We start from the raw sequence: 14,113 nt of genomic DNA, 5'->3' as shown, positions 1-14,113 counted from the left end.
TTTCACTTTTACTCCATCGATAAGAGCATTCAATTGTTTACAGTTCATTAAAAAAATGCTATGTACTCATATCTTCAGTTTGTATTCTGAATATATATAGCGCCCGTTCAATTTCTATTTATTTTTAATAATATTTATTTTATAATAATTATAATTAAATTGTACTTCTTATTTGGAGGTGGCGATGAAAAATTATAGATTTTATTCATTTTGGATAGCTCAAACAAGCATCTCATTAGCTGATGTCGTATACATCATGGTCATTACGACTTATATTTATCAGAAAACAGAATCTGTATTATTCGCTTCTTTATTTCCTTTTTTTAAGGCCCTTACAAGATTAATAGCTGGCTTGTCAGCACCACTAATCCTACAAAATACTTCTATGTCAAAAACACTTGTAAACTTACAAATTACTAAAACCATTTTGATCACTTTATTACTATTAGGATTTACATTCTTAACTTCTCATATTTATATTTTATTCGCTTACATATTGATACTTTCTTTCGTAGAAGGATGGGGGAGTCCTTTATTAAATTCTATAGTTCCCCAAATTGTTTTAAAGGAAGAGCTCGTGAAAGCTAATAGCTTGTTAAGTATTTCTAATCAAGCGGTACAAATTGGCGGTTATACTCTGACAGGACTTATTGTCGTAAAAATAGGACATATTCCTACTTTACTAATAACGGCTGTCTTGTTATGGATTTCTATCGTTTGTTTGTATATAGCAATTCGCTCTTTTTATGATCAGATAACACAAAATCATGAGGCATCCAAATGGACCCTTATGAAGGAAGGGTGGATTCACCTTTGGAGTAACTCAACCTTGCGATTGGTTACGTTAATGGATGTAATTGAAGGGATTGCAGGTCAAATATGGGTTGGTGCGATTACATTGGTTTATGTAAAGGAAGTACTTCACAAAGGAGAGCAATGGTGGGGTTACATTAACGCTAGTTATTATATCGGTACAATTGTAGGAGGGTTTATAACAATATATCTAGCGAAAAAGATTCAAAAAAATCTTATACTCAGTATGGTAGCAGGATCTTTTTTATTTAGCATTCTTACTTTGTTATATGGGCTTAGTAGTATTCCTGTCTTATCACTTATACTCTGTATTGCCATGGGGCCGGCATATCAAATACGGGATGTAGCACAGCAAACTGCATTTCAAACAAATATAGAGGTGTCATTACTTCCAAAAGTATATGCATCTCGTAGCGTGCTGCTATCAACGATTTCGAGTCTTTCTATTTTTATAATTGCCCTTATAGCTGAATACCTGGGTATCAGAATGGTTTATATATTTGGAGCTATACTTATTTGTATTTCGGCTGGACTATCTTTTGTTTTACTTAAAACAAAAAACGAGAAAATGAATGTTCATAATACAATTGGATAGAGCCGAGAAAATATGAATTTACAATGTAAAGGAAATCCTAATTCCTCGTTTATAAAACCGAGAAATTGACAACGGAAACGACTGAGCGTTCCGGCACAAAAGCCAGAAACAAGGGTTGGGAGGCTGCTGTTTCGACTATTGAGATGGCAAATTTAAATCGCCAACGCCCGTCTTTATAATAAAGTGAATGGATAGATTTCTTCAGATTATCGGCACCCCCATTTCATTGAGAGACTTGAATGGGGGTATTGTCGTGTATAGGGCAAGTTTCAAGTTGAATATGTTTCTTCCATATCTAGCTTGTCAGTTTCTTTAAATTCGTGGCAACAATCGTTAAACATTACTTAATATTAAAGAGCGAGAAGCAAGATTCTAATGAGAGTGTTCTTTTCATGTAAAGAGTGGCTGGGCAACAATTGGATAGAGCTTCCCATTTAAGGCAAAGGAAATCGCTCGTGTCTCCTCAGATACAACTAGTGCAAGAGCATCGCTTTGTTCCGTTACTCCCAGCGCGGCACGATGCCGTGTCCCTACTTTCTTTTTCCCTAGATCTTTTATCGTTAAAGGAAGAACGTTCGCTGCTGAAACAATTTCATTAGCCCGGATTAAAACAGCACCGTCATGAAGAGGATTTCCAGGATAAAATATGGACTCCAATAGAGTTGAAGTTACAGCAGCTCCTACCATTGTTCCTTTTTGAATGATGGCATCAAGTGGGTCGCGACGTTCGACAACAATCAAAGCGCCATGCCCCTGTTCAGATAGATGTTGAACACAGCTAGATAAGTCTTTGTACGTGTCAGTATAAGATGATAAATAACAATTTAGATAAAAAGAAGCGGCTATTGATTGAGTATGTAAAAAATTTCCCTTAATCTCTTGAAGGTTGCCTAGTGTGCAATAATTTTCATTTCCCAGCATGTTTAAGTTATGTTGAAGTGCTTGGATAATTTGTTGTATATTTTCTGCAATCCGTTGTTTCATAGGTGAAAAATCGCAATCTGTATGCTTCATGTGCATATACCTCCACTTGTTATTTATGATAGTGTGTAGTTGCTTGAATTAGCATCATCGAACGGTAAATTTCTAAGCAACACATCTTCTTTTTTAGGTATGGTGATACCTAAATGCCTATATCCTATCTTCACTAATTCATACTTCTTAACAAGGAGGGACTTGGCAGGAAGAATCCAGGGATCTTCAAATCATATCTTGTGGGTTCCATTCTTGTTCAATTTAGTGTAGTTGAAGATAGTATCAGTAAGTTATTCGGTTAATATAACTTGTTAATTTTAACCGAATCATTCAATGAGGTTGAAGTAATCGCGGCCAGCATTAAAGGAGGAGAGGCATATAAGAAAGAGACAGGCAGAGATTTAGGAGCATGATTTTGGATCGGGATGTCTACTTGATTTCCGTTAATTTTATATACAATATGTTATGATTTAATAATTTTAATCATCGGAAGCTGACCTTTTCTTCTAGGTGACAATTTTTTAGTATCTCTTTTTGCTTAAGAGCTTCATGGGGAAGTACTTGGATATATTTTATATATTTTATATATTTGATTAAATTAGATATTTTCGTCTAGAAATAATCTTTTGATTTCGATGTGCCTTTTAAAGTCTGCTTCAAAACTTATGAATTATTGATCTGTTTCATCAAGTCCATTAAATTTCAATGTCATATCTCCTTTCCCTCATTAATATAATTAACTTTTCCTCATTAATAAGTATTTTTAGAATGAACCAAGTTTCGATTAAGTATAAAAAGTTCATGTGTATTTATAATAACACTATAATGATTACTCTAAAAGTGAAGGCGGCACCTGTGAAAGCCATCAGTATCGTCATGTTAATTCTACTCGCTTCATTAAAAAGCGAGTACGTTCTATGATAGGATTCAAATCCTTTCAGACAGCCAAAAAGAACAGATTGATTTAAGGGATTAGTCTGTCCAAAATCAGAAAGAATCCATCCATCAATAATGGGGATGCTATTGCGAAAAGAGGTGAGGAAAATGTTCCGAGTTATGATTCAGTTATTAATAATTTTTCTTTCTTCAATTTTATTATGTGTTGCTTATAATGTTTTTCTTATACCTAATAAAATTCTTAGCGGTGGGGTCACTGGAGTCGCAATGATTCTAGGACATCTGTTCCCTTTAAATACAGGGATTATGATTTCTCTTCTAAATTTACCTATTTTTATCCTGGGATATTTTAAACTTGGAAAGAAATTTATCTTTTACAGTATATTTTCGGTTGTTACAACAACTATCTTTATGCAATATATCCCAGTTTATAAGATAACATCCAATCCTCTTCTTGCTTCAGTATTCGGAGGAGTTTTTGGGGGAGTTGCTATCGGATTAATATTTCGATCTTCAGGATCAACAGGCGGATTCGACATCATTTCATTCGTAATTAGAAAAAAACGCGACATTCCAGTAGGAGCATTGGGTTTCATTCTAAATACAGTGGTTATTGCAATTTCTGGTTTTATTTTTGGGTGGGAAAATGCGTTATATACTATTATATTCATTTATGCAACCGGGCGGCTCGTTGACGTAGTTCATACTACCCAATTAAAGTTAACCCTGACTATAATTTCATCGAAGCCAAATAACATCAAACAAGAACTGCTTCCTCATTTTAATCGGGGAATGACAATTTGGGAAGCGAAAGGGGCTTTTACTGACGAAAAAAAGGGAGTTATCATGATGGTAATTACTCGCTACGAGTTATCAGATGTAAAAGATTTTATTCGCAAGATTGATCCAAAGGCTTTCGTAAATATTACACAAACAGTCGATGTGGTAGGGGTATTTCGAAGAGAATAATGAGCTGGTCATTTATGCAACCTAGAGCCGCATATAAGGATAGGAAGAATTTATCTCTGACGGTATGTCTTAGATCTTATAAGCATTGTGTTTATAATTATAGAAGCTAAGTTATTTCCATAAGGAATAAGGGCTGCACTTGAAATAATTTCACCCTAATCTATTTTATGCCCATATACAATACCTACTGACATAATTGTATTGATTTCATTCTCATCATAATCCCAACCAACTGAAGCTGAAAGAGCAATAAGTCTAGGTATTTCTTCTTTACAAAATTTATATATTTGAAACTCAATTTGACTCTGCACTACAAATCCCTCCGCCTTCTATAGGTCTCAATACATGACAATTCCATTTTATCAATAACTTTTAAAACTTTAATATCCAAAAGCTAGATAAACAAAGCTAATAGAGTAATTTTATATTTAAGACTCTTTAGTAGCGTAAAGATGAGTTAATTGTTTATTTATAATAGTTTTCTTCATATCAATAACTTTAGCTATTTAATTTTTTGTTATTTGTGGAAAAGATACGAAAAAAAGTTTTGAAAAGCTTTTTATAAGAAAATAGAGGAGAATATTTATAAATAGACTCATATTTCCAAGCATCAAAATTAGAAGTTTTGTGTTGTATCTTTAAACCATTGGAATCATTTCGATTGTTATGATAGCTCATACATTCACATCTCCTTTGATGGTATTGTCTACGCGTTTTGAACAAAAAGTTATGCTTCCTGAGCTTCTTTCAGAATAGTAATATACATTTGTAGGAAGAGAATCGTATTTAGACGACATTTAATATATAGGATAGTGAAGTGAAATTTATGAGAGAAAGACGAGGAATTGCTGCAGAAAGCTCTTTGATTTCCTTGCAGAAAATGAATCTATCGTTGCTATTCATTCAAGTTCTACTATATAATAGCAATAGTCTAAAATAAGTGAGTCGTAAGCTGCGACTTTTAAGGCAATTGGCGAGAAAACGCTGAAAACAGCGGTATTACTAGGAGGAACTACATGATTACAGTAAGTAACGTAAGTTTACGTTTTGCAGATCGTAAGCTTTTTGAAGATGTTAATATAAAATTTACACCAGGTAACTGTTACGGTTTAATCGGAGCAAACGGTGCTGGTAAATCTACATTCTTAAAAATTCTATCCGGTGAAATTGATCCATCAACAGGAGATGTTCATATTACACCAGGTGAGCGTTTAGCTGTTTTAAAACAGAATCACTTTGAATATGAAGAATTCCCAGTTTTAGAAACAGTTATTATGGGGCATACACGTCTTTATGAAGTAATGCAAGAGAAGAATGCGATTTACATGAAAGAAGATTTCAGTGATGAAGATGGCATGCGTGCAGCTGAGTTAGAAGGCGAATTTGCTGAGTTAAACGGTTGGGAAGCAGAATCAGAAGCTGCAATTCTTTTAAAAGGATTAGGCATTGGAGAAGACCTTCATGCAAAAAAAATGTCTGAGTTAACAGGGGCAGAGAAAGTAAAAGTATTACTTGCACAAGCATTATTTGGTCAGCCAGATATCTTATTACTAGATGAGCCTACCAACCACTTAGACTTAAAAGCGATTCAATGGTTAGAAAACTTCTTAATGAACTTTGAAAACACAGTTATCGTTGTATCCCATGACCGTCACTTCTTAAACAAAGTATGTACGCACATGGCTGATCTTGACTTTGGTAAAATTCAACTTTACGTTGGTAACTACGACTTCTGGTATGAGTCTAGTCAATTAGCATTAAAATTAACACAAGATGCTAATAAGAAAAAAGAAGAGAAAGTAAAAGAATTACAAAACTTTATTGCACGTTTCAGCTCGAACGCTTCAAAAGCGAAGCAAGCAACTTCTCGTAAGAAATTATTAGATAAAATTACATTAGATGATATTAAACCATCTTCTCGTCGTTATCCGTTCGTTGGTTTTACACCAGAACGTGAAGTAGGTAATGATTTATTAACAGTAGAAGGCATCTCAAAAACTATTGACGGTGAAAAAGTATTAGATAACGTGTACTTCACTTTAAATAAAGGTGATAAAGTTGCATTTATCGGCCGCAATGATATTGCGATGACAACATTATTCAAAATCTTGATGGGTGAAATGGAGCCGGATAGTGGTTCATTTAAATGGGGTGTAACAACATCTCAAGCATACTTCCCACGAGATAACTCTGAGTTCTTCAAAAATAGTGAGTATAACTTAGTAGAGTGGTTGCGTCAATTCTCACCACAAGACGAGTCTGAAAGTTTCTTACGCGGCTTCTTAGGTCGTATGCTATTCTCTGGTGAAGAAGTAAAGAAAAATGTATCTGTTTTATCTGGAGGAGAGAAAGTGCGTTGTATGCTTTCTAAAATGATGTTAAGCGGTGCAAACGTATTAACATTTGATGATCCAACAAACCATTTAGACCTTGAGTCTATTACAGCATTAAACAACGGTTTAATGGCATTTAAAGGTACAATTCTATTTACATCTCATGATCATCAGTTCGTTCAAACGATTGCAAACCGAATTATTGAAGTAACGCCAAGCGGTGTTGTTGATAAACAAACGTCATATGATGAGTATTTAGAAAACGAAGAGCTTCAAAAACAAGTAGCAGCGATGTATAAAGAAGCAAAATAAATGCTAGCATCCCCTTATATGGAGGGGATGCTTTTTTATGTTTTATGGAATAGGTAAAATTGATGCTGCATAATAAGAGGAGTCTTTGCTTTTTAAAAAGAATAGATAGTAAATATTTTAGAAAGTTGAAGGGAATGAAATGCATGAAAGATTTGAAAGAAAGTGCACAACGGGTACAAAATAAATTGTTAGAGCTAGGATATGAAAATCAAGTAATAGAATTACCAGAAAGCGCAAGAACTGCTCAAGAGGCAGCAGAAGCAATTGGCTGTAAAGTTGCGCAAATTGGTAAATCGATTATTTTTAGGCTCAAAACGATTGATAAACCACTGTTAGTTGTCGCGAGTGGAACAAATCGAATTAATGAAAAGCAAATTACGAAACAGCTAGATGATACATTAGGAAAAGCTGATGCTGATTTTGTACGTAAGCATACTGGATTTGTAATCGGAGGTGTTCCGCCATTAGGACATACAGAGCCTATTATGACATTCATTGATGAAGATCTTTTGCAGTACGATGTGATTTGGGCTGCTGCAGGGCACCCGAAAGCAATATTTCGTTTAACACCTGATGAACTAGTACAAATGACAAAGGGTCAAGTAATTTGTATAAAGTGACCATTTAATAACTGGTTACGTTCCGATGTTTGTAAAATTAATAAAGATGATAAATGGTATGGTGTCATTTGGAATAGTGGTAGTGGAGTAAATATACGTTCCGGTTCTGGCACACAGCATTCAGTTGTTGGAAAACTTCCACAAGGAGATTATGAGATTGATGGAAGAGAAGGCGACTGGGTTCATATTAAAGACCGCGGTTGGATTTATTTCGATGAATCTTATGTAAAGTGGATTAGATAATCTTAAACCCAGCTCCTTTATGGGGCTGGGTTATTTATGTTTATTTAGAGTTAAAATAAACTTTTTGCATGCCTAATGTTTTATAAACAAATTTGAAATCGTCATCCTTTTTTATGTATTGTACAGAATATCCTTCAGCTTCTGCACCTTTAAAGACTTCGTTTTGCAAAGGTGTCGGAATGACTGGATGATGATCTGTATCCATTTGATACACTTTACCATCAGCCGACACAAATTCTGTATTCATAATATCATCGACTCTATAAGCGAAATCTGCAGTTTCGGCATCAACCACTTTTGTTTTAACTTTTACAAGTGCATATTCCATACCATCAGCTGGAGCTTTATTAAATTCATTTTCTTTTTGAATGATTTGCCACGCTTGATCTCCTCGAATAACTTCTTGTATAGTCACTTCAATTTTAGCCTTATAAGATTTTGAAGTCGCTGAATCAAATATTTCATCATCAAAAGTCGCTGATTGCCCCATAGCTACAGGGTTAGAGCGCGATCCTGCTTTCGATTCTTCTTTTTTAGGTGTTGAAGTAGATTTTTGTTCTTGTTTTGGTTCATCTTCTTTCTTTTTTACTTCTACATTTGAAGATTCTGAACAAGCGCCAAGAATCCCAGTTATTAGTGCTCCTACAGTTACAACTTTAATTAAGTTAGTTTTCATTCCCCAATCCCCCTAAATATGTATTAATATTTCAATAATAAGTATAGCAAATAAACAGAAAATATTTTACAAAATTTAAAATAAATAAGTTTCTTTTTGTAAGAAATACTCCCTCTATAGAGATATGTAATTCCAATCATCATATTTACTATAAAAAGAAACATAAGATTGCCGTTTTGGTCAACTTATGCTTCTAATATGCATACAACAAAAAAACAACTAGCCCCTCGTAAGAGGTACTAGTTGACGTAAAATTCGAAAGCGGAAGTTTAATATTAGTTGGTTGATTTAGTAATGCTTCAAATTCTTTTTTATCCATAAGGGGTATCGCCAGCATTTCGGAAAAAAACCACGTTAAGAAAATTTAGACTAGAAAAAAGCCGCATTTTATCTCGCTAAGGATACACAGCTCTTTAAAATTTCACTTACTAGATTAATAGAATATGTTATATGTGGGGTTTCGCCCCCACACGACGAACCAGCCTCAATCCCAAAAGCAAACGAAAATCTTTATTTAAAATCGTTTATTTTGCTTTTTAAGCGTATGTTTTTGTTATTGGAAGTAATCCACTTAGTCCTATGTGTTTATGCCTCAACTTATTAAGGATCTGGAGAAAAAAAAGCCCCCTTTAATAAGGTGGCTAAATAGTTTGAATTATCTCAGTAATAAGTTTCGTGTAACTCTCCGCTAAATCTATAGCTAGACCATGAATCTATAATATCTATCTGATAATTTCCAGCTTTCATATTTGTAAATGAAGCAAAATAACCAGATGTTCCCTTAAATGATCCCCAGTAAAAAGGCTTATATACTGTACAATTTCCAGTAGATTTACTACATAGACGCACTTGTAACATCGATGGATTACTATAAATTGGAGTCTTATATCCAGAGTTCTTGTTTATTGAATGTAAATCGACTAATCGTATCATTATATTCTGTCCCGTGTTAGGAACCCAAGATGCCCCATCATACTCTCCATCTTCAGTTACAAAACTATAAAAAGTTCCACCGTAAGTGGCTTTTCCGAATCCTGGTCCTAAAGTTCCTGCTAATGCACTTTGTGATGGTAGTATTATAGATAGAACTAAAGAACACAATAAAACAAACGGTAACAGACATTTTTTAATAACCTTTTGAGATAATGTCATTAAACCAACTCCTTACTATTAGATAAATTCATACTAACCGGTTATAATGTTTTTATATTATTATGAATTATCTGCAAATATGACACTTGAATTACCAAATATTTGTTTAAATGATCAAAAATATAATATACCGATATGGATGATTTACAAATTTATAGGGTAGATAAAGGAGAGGTATTTATATGAAGTACATAACAGGTGAAGAAACTAAAAAGAAAATTATCGATTCTGCTTTTCAACTGCTTGCAGATAAGGGATATGATGCAATGAGTATTGATGACATTATGAAAGGAGCTGGAAAAACAAAAGGTTCATTCTATGTTCATTTTAAGAATAAAGAAAACCTGTTATATGAAGTTATACAAAATCGATTAGATCGGGATTTTGATCATGTCGTAGAAGAGACTTTAAAAGAATTATCGGATGAAACATGCAATGTTCAATTGGTATTAAAACGATTGATGAATTTAGTACATACGGGTACAGGAGGAGTAGATCGGGAGTTATGGACTGCTGCTTATTATCAAATGGTTGTTCTTTCAAGGAAAAATCAAATCGTTCGTGAATGGATGATAAATCAGTATCACGCTTGGGTAGATTTTATGTCAAAGATTATCTGTAGAGGACAAGAGCTAGGACAAGTTCGTACTGATATAGATGTTCGTGTCATGGTCAATATGCTTATTAGTTTATTTGAAGGTTATGAACTTCGTTCAATGGTTGATCCAGAAATCGATGTTTATGAACAATTAAAACTTATTGAGTTGTTTTGTATGAATGATAGTTTATGAATAGCCTATTCATGCTCGGTTAACATAACGCATCATTATCAGAAGTTCTCCTCATCAACAATCCCCGGCTTATCAACATTCTGTGAAACATCCTCTTCACCTACGTATGCAGTTTCTTATTCATCACATTATATCAGTGGTTAAAAGCAATCATTGTCTTTATTTCCTTTACTCCACATGTATAAAATTTTGCATAAACTAACGGCCAGCTTATGGGTTAATCATTAACTCAAGGCCAATTTATGCTTCCAATTCCGTTAGATAATTAGATAATCGCCTATAAAAGTAAGTGTTTTATGGTCAACTAATGCTTCCAAATGCGGTCAACTTATGGGTAAAGTGACATTTATCTCTGTAAATAAAGTAAAAGTTGACTCCATGAATGGGTCAACTTTTAGGTGTTACATCAATTTCGAATTCATCATTTTAATTAGCGAATCACCATCGATTAATTCTATATTTTTATTCTCCGCATATTTCCTTGCATTTTTGTTGAAATTACTAAGTGTTACAAAATAACCTCCAACAGCTTCAGCGTCCATGATGGCGCTATGAAGCTTCTGAATCATTGGTCTTCCAATGGTACTCTTTGTATAGCGTTTTACTTCAACAAACTTCATTTCTGTTCCTTTATGCAAAATAATATCTTTTCCACCGTCATTAGAGCCAGATGTTACTTGTGCAGCGTATCCGAAAGAACGAAACATGTCAGCGACCACATATTCAAATTCTCGCGGATCTATTTCTTCTAAATACTTTCGATTTGCTTCTATTTTCAATCGATTAGCACGAATCTCTTCTGTAGATACTTCTGGATTTTTCGTTATTGCACCGATTAGAAAAACAAGTAAAAGTAATAATATAGCCCAAATCATGCAATTCACCTCAGTATGAGTATGCCCAGGTGATGTTTATTCTAAATCTTCTTCTATCCAAATTTCTTCCACGCTCATTTCTAAAATCTTCGCGATTCTGATTGCATTCCGTAAAGACGGTTCGCTTTTCCCGTTTACAATTTGACTTAGCTGTTGAGGCGTAATATTTGCTCGTTTAGCTAATGCTCCTTGTTTTATCATACGCTCGTCCAAAATCTCCTTCAGTTTACATTTCATTTTATTCACCTCAACTTCGTATATTCGATAACAAAAAGAAATTCCCTATTTACTTTTTTTAAAATGGACAAACAAGTTTTGACGTCCTACGACATATACCTTTATCAACACCACGAGGAATACCAAGTGGAATCAAGGACACCAAGAAGGGAGAGGAAATGCATGCGTTGGCAATATGCACATCTTAATGAAACTCCTTACCTTTATTCTTCGAAGGAATTAAGAAAGTTGTATAGGAATTCTAATGGCAAGAAAGAAACAAATGCAATTATGGATCACATGGAAAGACATGAAGTCTTTAATTACAGGGAGTACAAAGGATACTATCGGTTATCGAACGATATTATGGATGATTTGTATGAAGATGAGGACGAAATCCTTGATTGGGGCGATATTTTGAATAATTACTATCCTGTTATGGCTCCTCAAGGATTGCAATTAAAAAGAAGGAGGGAAAACCGATGACCATTGTGGGTGAAGTTATCACTGTATGGACTACAACGGGTTTGTCTGTTATCACGATGAAGGTAGCGGAGAAAATGGGGCACAGTATTCCACATTGGCTTCCAAAAGTAACCTTGTACACGATGTTCACAGGCTCGGTTTTGTATCTTCTACGTTATCTTCTTTTCGCATTTCTATGAGGGAATATGATGTGGAATTTGCACATAATAGGCGGTGCAAGAAATTCAACTTGTATCGCTCTATTCCAAAAACAAGGGATATATACCCTTATAAAGGGTATATGGGGAGTGGTGAAAATGATTGAATTACTACTTGTTCCAACAGCGGCGTTAGTTTGTGCGTATTACGGTGATAAATTCAAAAGTAAAAATGATGATAGAAAGAAGATACAAGTGTTTTTTGAAGTCAGTGGAATTGCAATTAAACGTGAAGATAAGCTGCAGTATCCAACCTTCGTTGAACAAAAAGACGACGACCGCAGTACGACGTATGTATATCGGTTGCCATTAGGAATGCCAAGTAAAATCATTGAAAAGGTAGAGGATGTTGTATCAGAGGGATTAGGAAAACCAGTGCGGATCCAATACGATAATTACAAATTAAACATTCGTGTCTTTCTTAGAGAAATTCCGAAGAACTGGCCGTGGTTCATTGAATTGGTGCAGAGAGGAAAATGGCGTGTTCCGATGGGGCAAAGCCTAGAAAAATTGATTTATCACGATTTCGACGAGACACCTCACATGGCAGTTGGTGGACTAATCCGTATGGGAAAAACAGTGTTCTTGAAAAACTTATTTGCTACTTTAGCATTAGCCAATCCGAATTATGCTCATTTTTATCTTATTGATCTCAAAGAAGAAGGACTAGAATTTAGTGAATATCGAAACTTGCATCAAGTAGAACGAATTGCCGAAACACCAAAGCAAGCACATAGAATGCTTTTGAAAGTGATGGAGAAAATGAATGAACGCGGAAAGTACATGAAAGAACGGGGGATTAAAAATATCGTTCATACAAAAGAAAGAAATCGATACTTCATTGTAGTAGATGAAGGGGCGGTACTTGCGCCAGCGAAAGGGTTACCAAAAGGACAGAATCAAATGTTAGAGCAGTGCCAATATATGCTCAGTCATATTGCAAGGGTAGGCGGTGCACTTGGTTTTCGTATTATATTCTGTACACAATACCCAACTGGCGACACATTGCCGCGTGTTATAAAACAAATGGCTAATGCAAAACTTGGTTTTCACTTACCAACTCGCACGGCATCTGAAGTTGTGATTGATCAATCCGGTTTAGAACATTTACCGTCTGTGCCAGGAAGAGCAATTTATATGAAAGAAGATTTTACAGAACTCCAAGTTCCATATATCGATGATAAAGTCATGTGGGAGCATCTAAAAGAATTCGAGGTGGAGAAGCATGAGTATCCAGAGTCACTTGAAGATCAATCGACAAATGGCGATACTTGCGACGATTAGGAAGCTGCAGTTTGCTCAAGGAGACATCTTATGTGTGTGCATGATATGGGAGGGATACGAAACGCTAACAGAATTATGAGTGATTTAGCGCTATATGTTAACAAAACCACTTACGGAAAGGAATATGTATACTATCTTAACAAAGAAGGTCATGCAATGTTCGGTGATGACGGAAAGGTTGTATCACAAGGGAAATTGGCTCATGCACTCCTAAGAAACGAAGCATGGCTGCATCTTTATTGTCCAGATGATTGGCAGATAGAAACCGAAATGCTCTACACCAGAAATGGAGAGAGGAAACGTATTATTCCCGATGTTAAGTTTCGTGATGAAGAAGGTATACTCCATGCAGTTGAGATAGATCGGTCACAGAAGATGAAAGTGAATGAAGATAAGTTAAAAAAGTACGAGGAGTTTACCTTTATATATAAGAAGAAATACGGAAAAGTTCCTGTGATTCACTTCTTTACAGTTACCTCTTATCGAGAAAAGAAGCTGGAGCAAATGGCTACAAAGTATGATGTGTTTGCAAAAATTTATCCCATTCAAGAAATATAAAAAAGTGCTAACAAGTTTGCAAACGAACTTGCTAACACCTACTCAAAAAAGATATAAAATGTCGCTGATATATCCTTTATTAAAAGTTGTATCTCTTTACTCATTACAACTAAACGCAATT

Annotated in this window: 15 protein-coding genes and 2 pseudogenes; 11 read left to right on the top strand and 6 right to left on the bottom strand. The window is 34.8% G+C overall.

Annotation, left to right across the window (positions count from 1 at the left end; all coding sequences use genetic code 11):
• The first annotated feature begins 184 nt into the window (after positions 1-184).
• Positions 185-1,408: an MFS transporter gene (locus tag ACTDJC_RS16850; RefSeq protein ID WP_098307095.1), complete on the top strand. Its 1,224-nt coding sequence runs from the start codon at positions 185-187 to the stop codon at positions 1,406-1,408.
• Positions 1,409-1,798: 390 nt separating this feature from the next.
• Here the strand turns inward: ACTDJC_RS16850 and cdaS are convergent, their stop codons facing one another.
• Entirely contained in the window at positions 1,799-2,422 is a 624-nt protein-coding gene (cdaS, locus tag ACTDJC_RS16845) for a sporulation-specific diadenylate cyclase CdaS (protein ID WP_253629687.1), read from the bottom strand.
• 827 nt (positions 2,423-3,249) lie between these two features.
• On the opposite strand from cdaS, the pseudogene ACTDJC_RS16840 reads away from it, so the two are divergent.
• Positions 3,250-3,359: pseudogene (locus ACTDJC_RS16840) on the top strand (IS6 family transposase); the annotation flags it as partial.
• Positions 3,360-3,439: 80 nt separating this feature from the next.
• The gene (locus ACTDJC_RS16835) at positions 3,440-4,249 is read left to right on the top strand and encodes a YitT family protein (RefSeq protein ID WP_098307115.1); all 810 of its coding nucleotides are present in this window, start codon (positions 3,440-3,442) and stop codon (positions 4,247-4,249) included.
• A 155-nt stretch (positions 4,250-4,404) separates the two neighbouring features.
• Here ACTDJC_RS16835 and ACTDJC_RS16830 read toward each other — a convergent pair whose 3' ends face one another.
• Entirely contained in the window at positions 4,405-4,560 is a 156-nt protein-coding gene (locus tag ACTDJC_RS16830; protein WP_255258097.1) for a hypothetical protein, read from the bottom strand.
• 705 nt (positions 4,561-5,265) lie between these two features.
• Here ACTDJC_RS16830 and ACTDJC_RS16825 point away from each other — a divergent pair.
• The 3 genes from ACTDJC_RS16825 to ACTDJC_RS16815 all read left to right on the top strand — a co-directional run bounded on the left by ACTDJC_RS16825 (position 5,266) and on the right by ACTDJC_RS16815 (position 7,757).
• Positions 5,266-6,894 carry an ABC-F family ATP-binding cassette domain-containing protein gene (locus tag ACTDJC_RS16825; protein ID WP_098307101.1) on the top strand — a complete coding sequence of 543 codons (1,629 nt, stop codon included), beginning with the start codon at positions 5,266-5,268 and terminating at the stop codon, positions 6,892-6,894.
• A gap of 143 nt (positions 6,895-7,037) precedes the next feature.
• Complete coding sequence (locus ACTDJC_RS16820) at positions 7,038-7,514, top strand: YbaK/EbsC family protein (protein ID WP_440604128.1); 477 nt, start codon at positions 7,038-7,040, stop codon at positions 7,512-7,514.
• A 36-nt stretch (positions 7,515-7,550) separates the two neighbouring features.
• The gene (locus ACTDJC_RS16815) at positions 7,551-7,757 is read left to right on the top strand and encodes an SH3 domain-containing protein (protein ID WP_440604199.1); all 207 of its coding nucleotides are present in this window, start codon (positions 7,551-7,553) and stop codon (positions 7,755-7,757) included.
• Between the two features lie 40 nt (positions 7,758-7,797).
• Here ACTDJC_RS16815 and ACTDJC_RS16810 read toward each other — a convergent pair whose 3' ends face one another.
• Both ACTDJC_RS16810 and ACTDJC_RS16805 read right to left on the bottom strand, forming a co-directional pair.
• Positions 7,798-8,433: a hypothetical protein gene (locus tag ACTDJC_RS16810; RefSeq protein WP_440604127.1), complete on the bottom strand. Its 636-nt coding sequence runs from the start codon at positions 8,431-8,433 to the stop codon at positions 7,798-7,800.
• A 660-nt stretch (positions 8,434-9,093) separates the two neighbouring features.
• The gene (locus tag ACTDJC_RS16805) at positions 9,094-9,585 is read right to left on the bottom strand and encodes a hypothetical protein (protein ID WP_440604126.1); all 492 of its coding nucleotides are present in this window, start codon (positions 9,583-9,585) and stop codon (positions 9,094-9,096) included.
• 182 nt (positions 9,586-9,767) lie between these two features.
• Here ACTDJC_RS16805 and ACTDJC_RS16800 point away from each other — a divergent pair, with 182 nt between their 5' ends.
• Positions 9,768-10,376 carry a TetR/AcrR family transcriptional regulator gene (locus tag ACTDJC_RS16800; RefSeq protein WP_440604125.1) on the top strand — a complete coding sequence of 203 codons (609 nt, stop codon included), beginning with the start codon at positions 9,768-9,770 and terminating at the stop codon, positions 10,374-10,376.
• 401 nt (positions 10,377-10,777) lie between these two features.
• On the opposite strand, the gene ACTDJC_RS16795 is transcribed toward ACTDJC_RS16800, so the two are convergent.
• Both ACTDJC_RS16795 and ACTDJC_RS16790 read right to left on the bottom strand, forming a co-directional pair.
• Complete coding sequence (locus ACTDJC_RS16795) at positions 10,778-11,251, bottom strand: restriction endonuclease (protein WP_440604124.1); 474 nt, start codon at positions 11,249-11,251, stop codon at positions 10,778-10,780.
• A gap of 36 nt (positions 11,252-11,287) precedes the next feature.
• Positions 11,288-11,488 carry a helix-turn-helix transcriptional regulator gene (locus ACTDJC_RS16790; RefSeq protein WP_440604123.1) on the bottom strand — a complete coding sequence of 67 codons (201 nt, stop codon included), beginning with the start codon at positions 11,486-11,488 and terminating at the stop codon, positions 11,288-11,290.
• Between the two features lie 162 nt (positions 11,489-11,650).
• Here ACTDJC_RS16790 and ACTDJC_RS16785 point away from each other — a divergent pair, with 162 nt between their 5' ends.
• From ACTDJC_RS16785 to ACTDJC_RS16770, 4 genes and pseudogenes are all read left to right on the top strand, one after another.
• Positions 11,651-11,953: a hypothetical protein gene (locus ACTDJC_RS16785; RefSeq protein WP_440604122.1), complete on the top strand. Its 303-nt coding sequence runs from the start codon at positions 11,651-11,653 to the stop codon at positions 11,951-11,953.
• A complete protein-coding gene (locus ACTDJC_RS16780; protein WP_440604121.1) occupies positions 11,950-12,132 on the top strand; it encodes a hypothetical protein in 183 nt (60 codons plus the stop codon). Before ACTDJC_RS16785 ends, ACTDJC_RS16780 begins: the two co-directional genes overlap by 4 nt.
• A 117-nt stretch (positions 12,133-12,249) precedes the next feature.
• Complete coding sequence (locus tag ACTDJC_RS16775; RefSeq protein ID WP_440604120.1) at positions 12,250-13,434, top strand: FtsK/SpoIIIE domain-containing protein; 1,185 nt, start codon at positions 12,250-12,252, stop codon at positions 13,432-13,434.
• Positions 13,376-13,992, top strand: a pseudogene (locus ACTDJC_RS16770) (replication-relaxation family protein). Before ACTDJC_RS16775 ends, ACTDJC_RS16770 begins: the two are co-directional and overlap by 59 nt.
• Positions 13,993-14,113 lie beyond the last annotated feature (121 nt).

The organism is Bacillus sp. GB_SG_008 (assembly GCF_052038115.1).
GTDB classification, from domain to species: Bacteria; Bacillota; Bacilli; order Bacillales; family Bacillaceae_G; genus Bacillus_A; species Bacillus_A rhizoplanae.
The sequence above is the reverse complement of the archived record's forward strand: the minus strand, read 5'-3'. Positions and strand labels throughout refer to the sequence as shown.